Source organism: Paenibacillus sp. V4I7, from assembly GCF_030817275.1.
GTDB lineage: Bacteria > Bacillota > Bacilli > Paenibacillales > NBRC-103111 > Paenibacillus_E.
Genome location: NZ_JAUSZD010000002.1, coordinates 2,349,353 through 2,364,258 on the forward strand (window position 1 = coordinate 2,349,353; position 14,906 = coordinate 2,364,258).

Here is a 14,906-nt window from a genome sequence, read left to right on the forward strand (position 1 = left end):
TTAGAAACTTTTAGGAGGGACCTTTTTCCTTGATTCATTGGATCTTATTTATACTAATAGCCATTGCATTTGTGATTGACGTACGTCAATCACGGATCCCAAACAAGATTACTTTCTGTGGAACAATGATTGGCTTCATATTCCACGCATGTACGGAAGGTTGGAGCGGAGTGTTTTTTGCTGTGATTGGTGCAATTACTGGTTTTACGGCTCTTCTTTTGCTTTATTTTTTTGGTGCTCTTGGTGCAGGTGATGTAAAGCTATTTGCTGCCATTGGGGCGATGATGGGTTTTACATTCGTCCTTCAATCGATGCTTTATGCCATTTTATGTGCAGGTGTTATCGGACTTATTTTGCTCTTTATCCGCAAACAGATGATAAAAACAGGTCATAAAATTGCCACATGGCTGGTTTCAATTGTTGTATGTCAAGACATGGGTAGTCTGCTAGGAATGAAGCATCAAAAAAACATGAAATTTCCGTTTATGTACGCAGTTGTACCGGGCGTTGCACTGACTTGGTATTATTCGTTTTTATGAGAGAGGTGAATCCATGACGCAAGAAGTATTTGGACTTCGTTATGAATTTGTATATCGACATGGTCATTATATGGTGTTGTATAAGGAAGATGGTTTGGATTCGAAAACGCTCTCGACTTTGCAGGTCAGGATGCTTGAAGCTAACGATGTACCGAACCTTCTACAGCTCGAAATACAAGAGGTGGATTTCCGCATCAGTTTACTGTATAACTTGTCAGCTAAACGAATGCTGTCCCATGTTCTGAAAGTGGAGGGGCTGTCTAAACAGCATTTTGCAAAGCTTATGTATGCAATTGTTTGTGCACTAGGAGAAAGTAAAAATTACATGCTTTTTGAATCTGGATACGTTTTGAGGGATAATTTCATCTTCATTGGCAGTGATTGGTCGGATGTATTTCTGACTTATGTGCCGCTTGAACCTACCGCTGATGAAGAATCCGTATCCAAATCACTTGAGTCTTTGATGAAACAACTCTCACATAAATTGAACAATGAGGAGAGGACCGTGGTAGTTTCGTGGATGGAGTCATTATCGCGGAATCGGAGCTTGCAAGGATATAAGGAGAATCTGCTCGCTCTGATGGACGAACATCTACCCGTGCAAGAAGCTTATCAGGCATCTAATCATGATAACGAGCAAGTGCCAGAAATTCGTCCTAATACGCAAATGCCTCCTGTAAAAGTAAACGGCTTGCCTAAGCCACTATGGAATCGGAATGAATTACATCAGCCAGTTATTCTAAACAACTCAATTGAGGAGCTTCAACCCAAAAAAGAGGCGAGTATGAAAGAAAGAAGTGAGGGACTTCCGGTCTCCTTTACCTCTTTATCGGGGCGGTCACGAACGATAGTCCTTGCTGTTGTTATTCTGCTAATAGCGTTTCTATGGCAGAATTATTTTACATACCCATCTACAAGTACTTTGCAAATAACCTCAGGAATCTCAATTTTACTCATGAATGTTTGGTTTGTTATTCGATTTTTAGGATTACCTCGCTTTCAACGATACACGAAAGAAAGCAGTGGTGTTAACCTGCCCATCTTCCCGGTTGTAGAAAGGCAACTGGATCAAAAGCTAGAAGCACCATCACCTGAACCGACCAATATACAAAATTATTATCAAAATTTACATATGCATACGACCTTGCTCAGTCAAAAAAAGCCAAACGCTACCGTTTTCCTTGGCAGGCTAATGAATCAACCGTTAGGAGCAAGAATTGAATGGCAAATCGAAGGCACTACTAAAACGTTTCCTCTGAATAACGATCATTTTACAATGGGCAGAGGCGATGCCAGTTTGAAGGTCGATTATGTTTTGGAGGAAGCGGGAGCTTCCAGAATACATGCTGAAATAATTAAGATTGAAGAAGGTTATGTGATTAAAGATACAGGATCAACGAATGGAACCTATTTAAATGGCGAACCATTAGTTACTTATCAGTCCTACCCGTTGAAAGATGGGGACGAGATTCGAATTGTGCGGCAGGAGATTAGATTTCGGTTGTGAGATTAAGGCAATATCACGATCATTTGGCATTAACTGCGACGTCCCAATGGGGGCGTTTTTCTGCATAGTTTTGTATAAAAGCGAATGAATACGCTTCCCAGATGAATTTACCTATTCCTGTCTTGCATGAGCAGTGTTATAATAAGAAGTCGCGAGTATGTGCGATTATCTTCGAAATAGACAGGAGTTTGGAATTAAGAGATGAGTCTTTTGACAATTGAAGATTTAAGCCATAGCTTTGGAGATCGTACGTTATTTAAAAATGTATCATTCCGTCTGCTCGCTGGCGAGCGTGTCGGTATTGTTGGAGCTAATGGCGTGGGGAAATCCACGTTAATGAATATATTAACCGGAAAAGTTCTTAAAGATACAGGTAAGGTTGAATGGACGCCGCGCGTACATTACGGATATTTGGACCAGCATTCCGTGTTAGAACCAGGCAAAACCATTCGTGATATTCTGCGCGATGCTTTTCTTCCTCTCTTTGAAGCGGAGAAGGAGATGATGGCGATTACCGAAAAAATGGGTGATGCCACACCGGAAGAGCTTGAGGTTCTTCTGGAGCAAATGGGCGAAATTCAAGAGCGTTTGGATATCGGCGGTTTCTATATGCTGGATGTGAAAATCGAAGAAATGGGTAACGGTCTTGGGCTTAATGCCATTGGTCTAGACCGTGATGTTACTTCTCTTAGTGGTGGACAGCGTACGAAAGTTCTTTTGGCTAAATTGCTCCTAGAGAAACCGACTGTTCTTCTCTTAGATGAGCCGACCAACTATTTGGACGTTGAGCATATTGAATGGTTGAAAATGTATCTCAAAGATTACCCGTTTGCCTTTATGCTGATATCCCATGACACGGAATTCATGAATGAAGTCGTTAACGTGGTATACCACTTGGAATTCACGAAGCTGACACGTTATACAGCGAATTATGAGAAATTCCTTGATATGGCTGAAATGAACAAAACACAGCATATTGACGCTTACGAAAAGCAGCAAGAGTACATTAAAAAACAAGAAGATTTCATCGCGCGTAATAAAGCGCGGGCGTCAACTTCAACCCGTGCCAAGAGCCGGGAGAAACAACTTGATAAAATTGACCGAATTGAGCGTCCAGAGACGGCTATGAAGCCGACTTTTGTGTTCAAGGAATCACGTTCAAGCAGCAGAGTGGTTTTTGAGGCGGAAAACTTGGAAATCGGTTATGATCGTCCTCTTTTACCGAAGATGAATGTAACGATTGAGCGCGGCGAGAAAATTGCTATTGTCGGATGCAACGGTGTTGGTAAATCTACACTTCTCAAAACGATTCTTGGTAAGCTTGAGCCGTTTAACGGCAAAACATTCCGTGGAGATTACTTGAGTCCTGCCTATTTCGAACAAGAAATTAAAGCACCGAACATGACTCCGATCGATGACGTATGGAACGAGTTCTCTTCGATGACTCAAAATGAGGTCAGAGGGGCACTTGCAAGGGTAGGGCTCAAAAATGAGCACATCACACGTGCTATGAGTAAGCTTAGCGGTGGTGAACAATCAAAAGTAAGGCTTTGTAAACTTCTTATGAGAGAAAGCAACTGGTTGTTGTTCGATGAGCCGACGAACCATTTGGACGTCGTTGCCAAAGAAGAGCTTCAGAGGGCTTTGAAAGAATATAAAGGTACCGTTCTACTTGTTTGTCACGAACCTGAATTTTATGAAGGTTGGGTAACAAGAGTGTGGGATGTTGAAGAGTGGTCTGCAAAAGTAACCAATTAGGGGGAAATCATTCATGTTAACTCACGTTGTGTTTTTTAAGCTCAAAGATCGCAGTCCGGAAGCGGTTGAAGTAACAAAGGCTATACTTACGAACATGGAAGGTAAAATCCCGGTCCTGCGGCATATCGAAGTTGGAACCGACATTTTGCATCTGGAACGCTCGTATGATATTGCTTTGATTACCAAATTTGATTCCTTAGAGGATCTCAAGGTCTATGACACTCATCCCGTTCATGAAGAAGTGAAGGCCCATATGAAGACAGTCCTTGATGGAACGTCCATTTGCGTTGATTATGTAAGCTAATCTAGTTTGAAAAACATAGGGGAACAGTGTAGTATCACTAGAAGAGACTTGTTTGTGACCTATGTCATTAACTTGCTTATGAAACCTAGGCTGCACTGTTTTTTACCACATAAGAAAGTATAAGTTTTCGGATCACGAAAACCGCTTTCTTATTGGCGATAAAACCTACCTCTAAACGCGGTCGCTCATCTTTGAATGGCCTCGATAGAGGTTTTCTCATGTCTTTAGAGGAAATCTAATAAATAGAAAAGGGAGGAATCCCGATTGAAAACGAACTTAAATAAAGCTTATATGACAGAAATTCTAGAGCTGCTTCTGCGGACTCCAAGCCCAACTGGTTACACGCACCACATTATGCAAAAAGTTGAACAAGAAGTGAATAAGCTCGGATTTGAGCTTACATATACGAATAAGGGCTGCGGCATTGTGACGATTCCTGGTACCAATCAAAACCGTGTCATTGGCATTTCTGCACACGTGGATACACTCGGCGCTATGGTGCGTTCGATCAAAGATAATGGCACTTTGAAAATCACTTCATTAGGCGGATTTATGATGGGCGCTATTGAAAATGAATATGTTCAAATTCATACGCGCGATGAACGTGTTTATGATGGGACTATCCTGACTTCGAGGCCATCTGTGCATGTGTATGAAGACGCAAGAGAGTATAAACGGGATGAAGCCAACATGGAAGTGCGTATTGATGAGCTTGTAAAGTCCAAGAAAGAGGTACAAGATCTAGGCATTCGAGTGGGGGATTATATTTCGTTCGATCCGCGCGTACAAGTGAAGGAAAATGGCTTCGTGAAGTCGCGTCATTTGGATGATAAAGCGAGTGTTGCTTCCTTATTTGGGCTTTTAAAGCTAATCAAAGATGAGGGCCTGAAGCCTGAATATACGATCAAGCTGTTCTTCTCCAATTATGAAGAGGTTGGTCATGGATCTTCCTTTATCCCTGATGATATTACAGATTTTATTGCTGTAGATATGGGTGCTCTTGGTGATGATTTGAGCGGAAGCGAGCGTGATGTATCGATTTGCGCGAAGGATTCCTCAGGACCCTATGATTATCAGATGACTTCGAAAATGATTGAGTTGGCCGAGAAGCTGGAAATCGGTTATGCCGTTGATATTTATCCGCGATACGGTTCAGATGCATCTGCCGCGCTTAGAGGCGGACGCGATATTCGTGCTGCGTTGATAGGACCAGGTGTTCATGCGTCACATAGCATGGAAAGAACGCATATGGATGCTGTAGTGAATACAGCAGCTCTTCTTGTGGCCTATATCATGGAGCCGGCCCACGCATGAATATACTTAGTGCAGTCAATATAACCAAAACATTCGGCGACAAGGTGCTGTTCGATGATATTTCATTCACGGTGAACGAGAAGCAGCGCATCGGTCTCATTGGCGTGAACGGAACAGGCAAGTCCACGCTGCTGAAACTGCTGGCGGGGATGGAAACAGCGGATCGCGGCAAGCTCGTGCACGCAAACCATTTCCGCGTGGAATACTTGCCGCAGAACCCGGAGTTCGATCCGAACTCCACGGTTCTGGAGCAAGTATTCCACGGCGATACGCCGCTCATGAAGACGCTGCGCGATTATGAGCTTGCGCTTGCTGAATTGGAGTTGGACGCCTCCAATGAAAAGAAACAAACGCGACTGTTCAGCGCCCAGTCGCGCATGGATGAGCAAGGTGCCTGGGAAGCCAGCACCTTGGCCAAAACCGTGCTGATGAAGCTAGGCATCAGCGAGTTCGACAAGCCCGTCGGCCAGCTGTCCGGCGGTCAGCGCAAACGCATTGCCATGGCGCGTGTTCTCATTCAGCCCGCTGACCTGCTCATTCTCGATGAGCCGACGAACCATATTGATAACGAGACGGCCATCTGGCTCGAGGAATTCCTTAGCAAATGGCGCGGCGCCTTGCTGCTCGTTACCCATGACCGGTACTTCCTAGAGCGGGTAACCACCCGCATTCTAGAGCTGGACCGGGGGAAGATCTACAGCTACGAGGGGAACTACGAGTGGTTCCTCGAGAAGAAGTCGGAGCGGATGGAGTCCGAAGCATCCAGCGAAGATAAGCGGCAGAATCTTTTGCGCCGCGAGTTGGCTTGGCTTCGTCGCGGCGCGAAGGCGCGCACGACCAAACAAAAGGCGCGCATTGGGCGCGCCGAGGAATTACGGGACCGCAAGGTGGACGGTCCCGGGGAGAAGCTTGACATGGCGCTGGCTGGCAGCCGCCTTGGCAAGAAGGTGATGGAGCTGGAAGACGTCACCAAAGCTTTCGAGAGCGGGAAGCCGCTGCTGAGCGGCTTCAGCTACATCGTGATGCCGAGGGATCGCCTCGGTATCATCGGTCCGAATGGCAGCGGCAAATCGACACTGCTGAACATGCTCGCCGGGCGTATTCAACCCGACAGCGGGACGATCGAGACCGGCACGACGGTGAAGCTTGCTTACTACACGCAAGAGAACGTCGAGATGGATGAGAAGATGCGCGTCATCGAGTACATCAAAGAGGCTGCTGAGCAGATCCGCACAGCTGATGGTGAGACGATTTCGGCGTCGCAAATGCTCGAACGCTTCCTCTTTTCGCCAACCCTTCAGTGGTCGCCAATCGGAAAGCTCTCCGGAGGTGAACGGCGCAGACTTTATTTGCTTCGTACACTTATGGGAGAACCCAACGTACTGCTTCTAGATGAGCCGACCAACGACTTGGATATCCAAACTTTGACCATACTGGAAGATTATCTGGATCAATTTCTTGGAGCCGTTATAACGGTTTCCCATGATCGATACTTTTTGGATCGTACGGTTTCGCATCTATTTGCTTTTGATGGCAAAGGTCAGATCGAGCCTTACATTGGTAACTACTCCGATTACTTGGAAGAGAAGCAGGAGCAGGCAGAAGCTGATCAGAATCGGAAAGAGTTGATACGTCATGAAAGCTCTTCCAAGTCTAATGGCGGTTCCAACAAAGCTTCAGCAGCCGTTATTAGTAGTCCTGCTGCAGCAGGGGGCACATCGAATGCGAACCGTCCCAAGAAGCTAACTTTCAAAGAACAGAAGGAATGGGACGAAATTGAGAGTACGATAGCTTCTCTGGAAGACAAAGCGGCTAGCTTGAAAAAGCAAATTGAAGCGGCAGGCAGCGACTTTGACCGTGTTCGCGAACTGTATGAGCAAGAGCAGCAAACGGCAGTGGATTTGGAAGCGGCGATGGAAAGATGGACTTATTTATCTGAGTTGCTAGAGGAAATAGAACGAAACAAGTAGGAGAGACTTCGATCTCCGATCAGGGATCCCAAAAAGGAGAGACTTTAATCTTCGATTAAAGATCCCTATATATGATATGATAGAACAAACTACTATAAAGGCAGGTATGTACTAAACATGATTAATGTTAATAACGTGACGCTTCGTTACGGCAAGAGAGCCTTATTCGAGGATGCCAATATCAAATTCACACCGGGTAACTGCTACGGACTAATCGGAGCAAATGGTGCCGGTAAATCAACTTTTCTGAAAATTCTTTCCGGAGAGATTGAACCTAACACAGGCGAAGTCAACATAACACCTGGCGAGAGAATGGCTGTTTTGAAACAAAATCATTACGAGTTTGACGAAATCGAAGTTTTGAAAACCGTCATGATGGGTCATGCTCGCTTGTTTAAAATTATGGAAGAGAAAGACGCTTTGTATGCCAAAGCTGATTTTACAGAAGAAGATGGCATGAAAGCCGCTGAACTCGAAGGTGAATTCCAGGATCTAGATGGCTGGCAGGCGGAATCGGATGCAGCTGAGCTTCTCATCGGTCTAGGTATCCCGACTTCCATTCATGACACGAAAATGAAAGACCTCGATGGCAATGAGAAAGTACGAGTCCTCTTAGCGCAAGCCTTGTTCGGCAATCCGAATATTTTGCTGCTGGATGAGCCTACCAACCATTTGAACTTAGAGTCCATTCGTTGGCTGGAGAACTTCCTTTCCCGCTTTGAAGGCACTGTTATCGTTGTATCCCATGATCGTCACTTCCTGAACCAAGTATGTACGCATATTGCGGATATTGATTTTGGTAAAATTCAAATGTACGTTGGTAACTACGACTGGTGGTATGAGTCCAGCCAACTGGCACTTCGTTTGACGAGAGACGCGAACAAGAAAACCGAAGAAAAACGTAAAGAGTTGGAAGCCTTTATCGCACGTTTTAGCGCGAATGCGTCCAAATCGAAGCAAGCTACATCCCGTAAAAAACAACTCGAGAAGCTTACTCTTGAAGATATTAGACCATCCAGCCGTAAATATCCGTTCATTCACTTCAAAGGTGAGCGTGAAGCGGGTAAGCAGCTGTTGGCTGTTGAGAAATTGTCCAAAACGATAGATGGCGTAAAAGTGTTAGACAACATCTCGTTTACTATCAATAAAGGGGATAAAGTTGCCTTTGTTGGCCCGGACGGCATCGCCAAAACGACGCTCTTCAAAATCCTGATGGGTGAAATGGAAGCGGATGAGGGTACGTATACATGGGGGATTACAACTTCCCAAGCTTACTTCCCTAAAGACAGCCAAGATTATTTCAACTCTGATTTAACTTTGGTGGATTGGCTTCGTCAATACTCCAAAGACCAAGATGAATCTTTCTTACGCGGCTTCCTAGGCCGTATGCTGTTCTCAGGCGAAGAAGCGCTGAAGAAAGCAAACGTGCTATCGGGTGGAGAGAAAGTACGCTGCATGTTCTCCAAAATGATGCTAAGCGGATCCAATGTCCTCATTCTTGATGAGCCTACGAACCATTTGGATTTGGAATCCATTACAGCACTTAACAATGGTCTTGTTGACTTCGACGGAACGATTCTATTCGTCTCCCATGACCATCAGTTCATCCAAACGATTGCTACACGCATTATGGAAATCACGCCTAAAGGACTCATCGATAAAATGTTCACTTATGATGAATACCTAGAAAGCGAAGATGTGCAAAAACAACGCGAAGCGCAATACGCGTAATGATAAATGAGAAGCGCCCTGACGTATTACTCTCAGGGCGCTTTTGCCTACGCAAAGCGACGTTTAGCTGCCGCCGGTACGACGGCGTTGATTGTTTACTTTTTTAGTCATTTGACTTTTGCCGCTTTGATTATTGTTTCCAGCTTGTTTCGGGTTTGCGCGTGCAGCGGCTTGATCCGCTTTCTTCTGGGCAAGTTTCTGCTTAATGGCATCAGCTAAACTAACTTTCTTGAGGCCTTGTTCTTCACCCAATTGATCTTCAGGCTTGTCTGACATAGGAACACCTTCTTTACGTGGTATGCTTTTAGTATAATCGAATCTAAGAAAAGATGAAAGAAGGTGTACGGGATGTTTGATCCAACGATCTATGACAATATTAAGGTTGTGCTTGAGGGAGCTGTCTATGACTTGGATTTGGACGGTAAAATTATCATCACGCGGCGGCAAGATCAAGTCGATCTATCCTCGATGTCACGCACTTATGCGATTGAATTTGCCCGAAAGATCGATAAACCCAGCAAAGCTGAAATTAACCTGCATGTTCATTTGAGTGATTTAGCAGCTGAAATTTTAGAAAATCCATCAGCCAAGCCAGGCTGTACATTGACCATTAAGCTTTTTACCAAAGTTAAAGACCCAGATATCGAGTGCCCCTATATCGAAGAGCAACTAGGTGCTATTTGGGAGCAGCGTCCCCAAGTCATTCAGCTGCTTTCTTATGAATATGGCCTAGATCCAATTTCCTATCATAATCAAATCACATTATCCTTCGGACGCAAAGTAGATGAAAGTCATATAGATGATTTCCCTCATCTCATTTCTTATGCCGTAGATAGTTTAGCTTGGTTGGATGAAAGATGGAGTTAGTATGCAGGAATTAACTGGGCAGGAGCTGTTAGAGCGACTAGATAGAACGCAAGAGGGTTCTTTTGCTGTTTTTCTGTACACACCTTTTTGCGGTACATGCAAAGTGACGGAACGGATGTTAGACATTATCATGACAATGCTGCCTTCCTTACCGCTTGTAAAGAGTAATATTAACTTTCTTCCTCAAATTACTCGTGAATGGCAAATTAGTAGTGTACCGTGTATAGTCATCATAGAACAGGGAAAAGAGAAAGAATTTATATACCGCATGCAATCGGTGGATGAGCTGTATCGTAAACTGCTGCCTCTTAACCGCATGTGAATTTGAGAAGAATGGAGTTGTTGACGAATGAGTAGTTTTCAAATAGGAGATCGCGTAACTGCGGAGTATAAAACAGGCGCTTATTTTGGTGAGGTTGTAGAGATAAGCAATTCGATGAAAGCGGCAGTCCGCATTCTGGCTGTAAAAGAGCACCCAACACAGGGGGATTTACATAACCCGATGGATCCAAGTGTAGCTTTTTTTCATCAACGACGGGCGTTGTCTTATCAAGAAATTGCACTAATGCCTATTACGACAATACGTCCTTATGCAGGTCAGATTCCAGATTACCAAGATTCTCTGAAGAGAGCGCTACTCACGCAAATCAGTAAGCTGTCGGAAATGGAAGCGTGGGCCCGACGCTCTCTGCAGGAGCTTGATCAGTTACAGAAAGAATATTTTCCAACGAAAGATTAAGAAACTTCCAGATACAATTTCGTGCCGTCGTTATATTTGAAAATGGCGACATCACCAATGATCTCGATCATCGAGATCATTTTTAATTTTTTGCGAAATTCAAAATTCAGCTCAAGTTCCTTGAGTTTACTGGACAACAGTTCCATATGTGATCGTTTATGTGTGAAATTAAGCACGGGGATGGATTTGTTTTTGAATCTAATGGTTAATGCTTGCATGTTAAGCCCTCCTTCGAGTTTTCCTTTGGGAAAACTTACTTCATACGCTTTCATTACGTCTGGTCTACTCATTAAGGATACATTTCAAATGTTAGATATGTTAGGGTCAAACTATTAAAAAAGTTTTAGCAATTTATTATATGTAAAAAATAGCTCTAGTGGGCCAGTTCCTCAAAGATTAATTTGAGCACAAGAGATTGGCTGTTGCGGGGAAGGATAACCACAATTATAATAAGAAAGATTGAAATCTAAACACGTTCTGGAGGATATAGAAATGACAGCTGGAAAGCCAATTCGTATAGGTATAATAGGTTCCGGAAATATCGGAAATGTACATATGGAAGTGCTGAAGAAAGTGCCGGAGGCTGAAATCACCGCCGTTACGGATGTATTTTTGCCACTTGCTGAAGCTAGAGCAAAAGAACATAACATTGAACGTGTTTATGAAAGTACGGACAAGCTGCTCTCGGACCCATCTATAGATGCGGTAATCATTGCTGTGTCTAATGAATGGCATGCACCTATCGCGGTACAAGCGCTAGAGGCCGGTAAGCACGTCATGCTCGAGAAACCCATGGCATTAAATCTTGCTTCGGCTAAACAAATTGTTGAAGCGGAGCGCAAAGCGGGTAAAGTTCTGATGATTCCGCACCAACTGCGTTGGGATGCCTTATCACTAGCTGTGAAGCAGCAGGTTGAGAAAGGTGCGCTTGGACACATTTATCATGCAAAAGCAGGCTGGTTGAGACGCAAAGGGATTCCTGGCTGGGGAACTTGGTTTACCCAAATGGGGAAATCTGGCGGAGGACCTCTGATTGATCTTGGTGTGCATATGTTGGATTTATCTTTGTATCTGATGGGGAATCCGAAACCTGTATCGGTCTATGGAGCGACCTACGCTGAATTCGGTCCGCGTAAAAAAGGGATTGGATCATGGGGGGCGCCCAACTGGGATGGTCAATATGATGTGGAGGATTTGGCAACGGCTCTGATTAAATTTGACAATGGCGCTACCTTATCTCTGGATGTAAGTTGGGCAGCTCTCATTGAAACAGATAACCAGCCTTATGTTCAGCTGCTTGGAAGTGAAGGCGGTGCCTCGATTCGTGGAACGAAAGGGAAGCTGTTCGCAGAAATGTTCGACCGCGAAGCTGACATTGACCTTACGGTGCCTGAATTCGATGAAGGACCTCGTGTTCGGATGGCGAGACATTTCTTGTCATGTATCGAGAGTGGCTTACAGCCGTTGACATCCGTCATGACGGGCTATACGAATAACTTGATCTTGGATGCGATCTACCGTTCGTCGCAAACGGGTAATGAAGTGAAATTGGACTGGGACATCGAGTAGACAGGGGCTGCAGGAAGTGAATTGGGAGTTATTTAGTATCATCGGAACGATTGCATTCGCGGTGAGTGGTGCCATAGTTGCGATGGAAGAAGAATATGATATATTAGGCGTCTATGTACTCGGACTTGTTACAGCTTTCGGCGGCGGAGTCATACGAAACTTACTGATCGGCAAACCGATTGTCCTGCTATGGGAGCAAGGACTATATTTTCAAATTGCCTTGTTTGCAATGACACTTGTGTTCTGTATGCCAGTTCGATACATCCGAGTATGGAAAACTTGGGAAGCTTTCTTTGATGCGATTGGTTTGGCTGCTTTTTCCATTCAAGGTGCGCTGTATGCAACGAATATGGGACATCCGCTTAGTGCCATTATTGTTGCTGCTGTTCTGACTGGAATTGGCGGAGGGATGGTTCGGGATGTATTAGCGGGACGAAAGCCGCTCGTACTCAAGGATGAAATTTATGCTGTCTGGGGCATGCTGGCTGGCGCGCTAGTCGGACTTGGTTGGACACAAGGCGCTTGGCAATTAGCTGTTCTATTTGTGCTAATCGTGGTTCTTAGAATGTTATCGGTCTTTTATAAATGGAAACTGCCCAAACGATCCTTGCGGGGTGCCATTGGTGAGGCAACACGCAGATCCGATTCGTAGCATAGAGCTATCTAAAGTTCGAAAGGAGGATGGTTAAAATGGAAACATCATTGTTACACCAGCAAAAGATTTCGGCAGAGACGATTGCATCGCGGATTATTTCGGTGAAAGAATTGCTGCAAACGGAGCTTGACATGTATGAGGTGTCTAAGGATGTAGAAACGGGTGAGCATTATCTTCATTATGCTTACATGCATCGAGATTTTACGAACACCGGTGAGTCGGAATCCTTTCATTATTTGCTGCCCATTGACAGTGATGATGTGCTAGGTTTGATATTTGGGGAACAGGGTTATGCCTATCCAGAGCATTGGCACAAATCATTTTTGCGAAATGGTCCAGAGGGATTTTACATTTGGTTTGACCCGTCACATGAATTGCAGCAATCCGAGGATGATGCGATTGCACAGGACCTATTAAATAAGCTGAGAGAATTTCGTGAAAATGGGAATGTAGATCCGGAAGCAGTTCGTAAGTTGCTTGAAGAACTGGATGAAACACGTAATAAAAAGGAATAGCCATGATTGAATGCATTCATATATGTTTTACAGGAGCCTTGCCGATGATTCGGCGGCGGGCTTTTTTTGTTTAGTAAAAATCAGGATAAATGTCCATATTAACTCTAATGGCTTTTGCTTAGGAGAGGAGGGAGAATCATGGATACAGAGTCCTACCATTTTGCTAACTTTGGCACACGTGAAGATTTGCTGGAAGATCTGCGCAGCCTCGAGTCCCGCATGAAGGATGAACTGGGGTATGAAGTCGCCCTGATTGCTTACACGCAAGAAGATGATGAGAGTAAGAAAAGTAAAGTATGAGCTACTAGAAGGGGGGACTATATGAAAAAAACGATGTTCAAAATCGTGGTGACCGCTATACTCGTCTGCCTATCAGCAGGCTGTGCGAGTCCAAAAAATCAAGCAGGCGCAAGTTCTTCTAACCCGAATGCTGGCAGTTGGGATACAGGATTAAGAAACAATGAAAATCCTTCGATGGGTGCAAAGAGTGTTAATCAATCACCGCAGCCTACGATACTTCAACCTACAATAGATAATGTGAAAGCACATATCAACACGCACTTGCAGCTGAATCGGGATTTAGCGGATCAGCTTATTCAAGCAGCACACCTAGGATCTACAGCTGTTGCCGTAACGGATAACAACATTTATGTCGCCGTTGATACGGGAGGCATGCAAGCGATGGGCGCCAATGATGGTGTTAAGATGTTAAGTAAAAATAATGACCCGGAAAATGAAGCAGGCTTATTCGGCTCGGGGGTAGGCGCACAGATGGATTGGCTCTCGGCCAAACCGCTTCCAGCGGAAAGTTCCAATGCCATTCGACATTTGTTAACTCGTATTTATCCGGAAACGAATATTTTCATCTCGTCGAATCCATATTTCGTGAATCGGATGTTGTACTATGATACGCAGCAGCGAAATAATAAACGAATGGATACGTATTTGAATGAATTTAACACGATGGTCCAATATGCGTTCCCAACCTATTCCTCAGGACAAAGAAACGAGTTACCTTAAGGATACTTAAAAAAGCAAAATGCGTAACTATTCCATAGTTGCCCTATAGTCGCTCTCCCTCAGCTGTCTGCTGGGGGTTTTGTCGTATTTATTTGGGTTCTTGAGATGTTTTAATGACTTTATAAAAGGAGTACGACGATGTTAACACATTCCGAGTATTTGAATGCTTGCCACGCGTCTATTAGGATGAATGAGTAATCGGTATAAGGTCCGTGCTTATTGTAGTTCGCGAGAGTGTGATTATGTTCATAAGGATGATGTGATCCAAGCGATTAACTTTGAAACCGCATACGGTTTGGCGCTGTATTATAATGATATCCCTTCCAAACCGAATTGTCCGAAATGCGGAGAATCGATGGCTTTTTATTCTCACTCGATTATTGATGAACCGTGGCTGCCCTGAAAAGCTTGACAATCT

18 protein-coding genes are annotated in these 14,906 nt (G+C 44.3%); 16 read left to right on the plus strand and 2 right to left on the minus strand.

What is annotated here, in order from left to right:
* The first annotated feature begins 29 nt into the window (after nucleotides 1–29).
* The 7 genes from QFZ80_RS11755 to QFZ80_RS11785 all read left to right on the plus strand — a co-directional run bounded on the left by QFZ80_RS11755 (nucleotide 30) and on the right by QFZ80_RS11785 (nucleotide 9,123).
* Nucleotides 30–539 (plus strand): A24 family peptidase, encoded by a 510-nt coding sequence (locus QFZ80_RS11755; RefSeq protein WP_307546482.1) that lies wholly within the window; start codon nucleotides 30–32, stop codon nucleotides 537–539.
* Nucleotides 540–552: 13 nt separating this feature from the next.
* Nucleotides 553–2,046 (plus strand): DUF6382 domain-containing protein, encoded by a 1,494-nt coding sequence (locus QFZ80_RS11760; RefSeq protein WP_307546480.1) that lies wholly within the window; start codon nucleotides 553–555, stop codon nucleotides 2,044–2,046.
* A gap of 201 nt (nucleotides 2,047–2,247) precedes the next feature.
* On the plus strand, nucleotides 2,248–3,804 hold the full coding sequence (locus QFZ80_RS11765) for an ABC-F family ATP-binding cassette domain-containing protein (RefSeq protein WP_307546479.1): 1,557 nt from the start codon (nucleotides 2,248–2,250) through the stop codon (nucleotides 3,802–3,804).
* 13 nt (nucleotides 3,805–3,817) lie between these two features.
* Nucleotides 3,818–4,108 carry a Dabb family protein gene (locus tag QFZ80_RS11770; RefSeq protein WP_307546478.1) on the plus strand — a complete coding sequence of 97 codons (291 nt, stop codon included), beginning with the start codon at nucleotides 3,818–3,820 and terminating at the stop codon, nucleotides 4,106–4,108.
* Nucleotides 4,109–4,372: 264 nt separating this feature from the next.
* Nucleotides 4,373–5,422: a M42 family metallopeptidase gene (locus QFZ80_RS11775; protein WP_307546477.1), complete on the plus strand. Its 1,050-nt coding sequence runs from the start codon at nucleotides 4,373–4,375 to the stop codon at nucleotides 5,420–5,422.
* Nucleotides 5,419–7,392, plus strand: coding sequence for an ABC transporter ATP-binding protein (locus QFZ80_RS11780; protein ID WP_307559010.1), 1,974 nt, complete (start codon nucleotides 5,419–5,421; stop codon nucleotides 7,390–7,392). Before QFZ80_RS11775 ends, QFZ80_RS11780 begins: the two co-directional genes overlap by 4 nt.
* 117 nt (nucleotides 7,393–7,509) lie before the next feature.
* The gene (locus QFZ80_RS11785) at nucleotides 7,510–9,123 is read left to right on the plus strand and encodes an ABC-F family ATP-binding cassette domain-containing protein (protein ID WP_307442170.1); all 1,614 of its coding nucleotides are present in this window, start codon (nucleotides 7,510–7,512) and stop codon (nucleotides 9,121–9,123) included.
* 63 nt (nucleotides 9,124–9,186) lie between these two features.
* Here QFZ80_RS11785 and QFZ80_RS11790 read toward each other — a convergent pair whose 3' ends face one another.
* A complete protein-coding gene (locus tag QFZ80_RS11790; protein WP_307546475.1) occupies nucleotides 9,187–9,399 on the minus strand; it encodes a hypothetical protein in 213 nt (70 codons plus the stop codon).
* Nucleotides 9,400–9,471: 72 nt separating this feature from the next.
* Between QFZ80_RS11790 and QFZ80_RS11795 the strand changes: the two genes are divergently transcribed.
* The 3 genes from QFZ80_RS11795 to kapB are packed head-to-tail and all read left to right on the plus strand — an operon-like array spanning nucleotide 9,472 to nucleotide 10,729.
* On the plus strand, nucleotides 9,472–9,990 hold the full coding sequence (locus QFZ80_RS11795) for a hypothetical protein (protein ID WP_307546474.1): 519 nt from the start codon (nucleotides 9,472–9,474) through the stop codon (nucleotides 9,988–9,990).
* 1 nt (nucleotide 9,991) lies between these two features.
* Nucleotides 9,992–10,312 (plus strand): thioredoxin family protein, encoded by a 321-nt coding sequence (locus tag QFZ80_RS11800; protein ID WP_307546473.1) that lies wholly within the window; start codon nucleotides 9,992–9,994, stop codon nucleotides 10,310–10,312.
* A 27-nt stretch (nucleotides 10,313–10,339) separates the two neighbouring features.
* Nucleotides 10,340–10,729, plus strand: coding sequence for a kinase-associated lipoprotein KapB (kapB, locus tag QFZ80_RS11805; protein WP_307546471.1), 390 nt, complete (start codon nucleotides 10,340–10,342; stop codon nucleotides 10,727–10,729).
* Here the strand turns inward: kapB and QFZ80_RS11810 are convergent.
* Entirely contained in the window at nucleotides 10,726–10,947 is a 222-nt protein-coding gene (locus tag QFZ80_RS11810; protein WP_171647013.1) for a hypothetical protein, read from the minus strand. The two genes, kapB and QFZ80_RS11810, sit on opposite strands and share 4 nt — an antisense overlap.
* 274 nt (nucleotides 10,948–11,221) lie before the next feature.
* Here QFZ80_RS11810 and QFZ80_RS11815 point away from each other — a divergent pair, with 274 nt between their 5' ends.
* From QFZ80_RS11815 to QFZ80_RS11840, 6 genes are all read left to right on the plus strand, one after another.
* Nucleotides 11,222–12,298, plus strand: a complete 1,077-nt coding sequence (locus QFZ80_RS11815; RefSeq protein ID WP_307559012.1) for a Gfo/Idh/MocA family protein — start codon at nucleotides 11,222–11,224, stop codon at nucleotides 12,296–12,298.
* A gap of 16 nt (nucleotides 12,299–12,314) precedes the next feature.
* The gene (locus QFZ80_RS11820) at nucleotides 12,315–12,950 is read left to right on the plus strand and encodes a trimeric intracellular cation channel family protein (protein WP_307546470.1); all 636 of its coding nucleotides are present in this window, start codon (nucleotides 12,315–12,317) and stop codon (nucleotides 12,948–12,950) included.
* 38 nt (nucleotides 12,951–12,988) lie between these two features.
* The gene (locus tag QFZ80_RS11825; RefSeq protein WP_307559014.1) at nucleotides 12,989–13,468 is read left to right on the plus strand and encodes a hypothetical protein; all 480 of its coding nucleotides are present in this window, start codon (nucleotides 12,989–12,991) and stop codon (nucleotides 13,466–13,468) included.
* 138 nt (nucleotides 13,469–13,606) lie between these two features.
* Nucleotides 13,607–13,768: a hypothetical protein gene (locus tag QFZ80_RS11830; RefSeq protein ID WP_307546468.1), complete on the plus strand. Its 162-nt coding sequence runs from the start codon at nucleotides 13,607–13,609 to the stop codon at nucleotides 13,766–13,768.
* Nucleotides 13,769–13,789: 21 nt separating this feature from the next.
* Nucleotides 13,790–14,488 carry a hypothetical protein gene (locus QFZ80_RS11835; protein ID WP_307546467.1) on the plus strand — a complete coding sequence of 233 codons (699 nt, stop codon included), beginning with the start codon at nucleotides 13,790–13,792 and terminating at the stop codon, nucleotides 14,486–14,488.
* A 190-nt stretch (nucleotides 14,489–14,678) separates the two neighbouring features.
* Complete coding sequence (locus QFZ80_RS11840; RefSeq protein WP_307546466.1) at nucleotides 14,679–14,891, plus strand: hypothetical protein; 213 nt, start codon at nucleotides 14,679–14,681, stop codon at nucleotides 14,889–14,891.
* The last annotated feature ends 15 nt before the right edge of the window (nucleotides 14,892–14,906 follow it).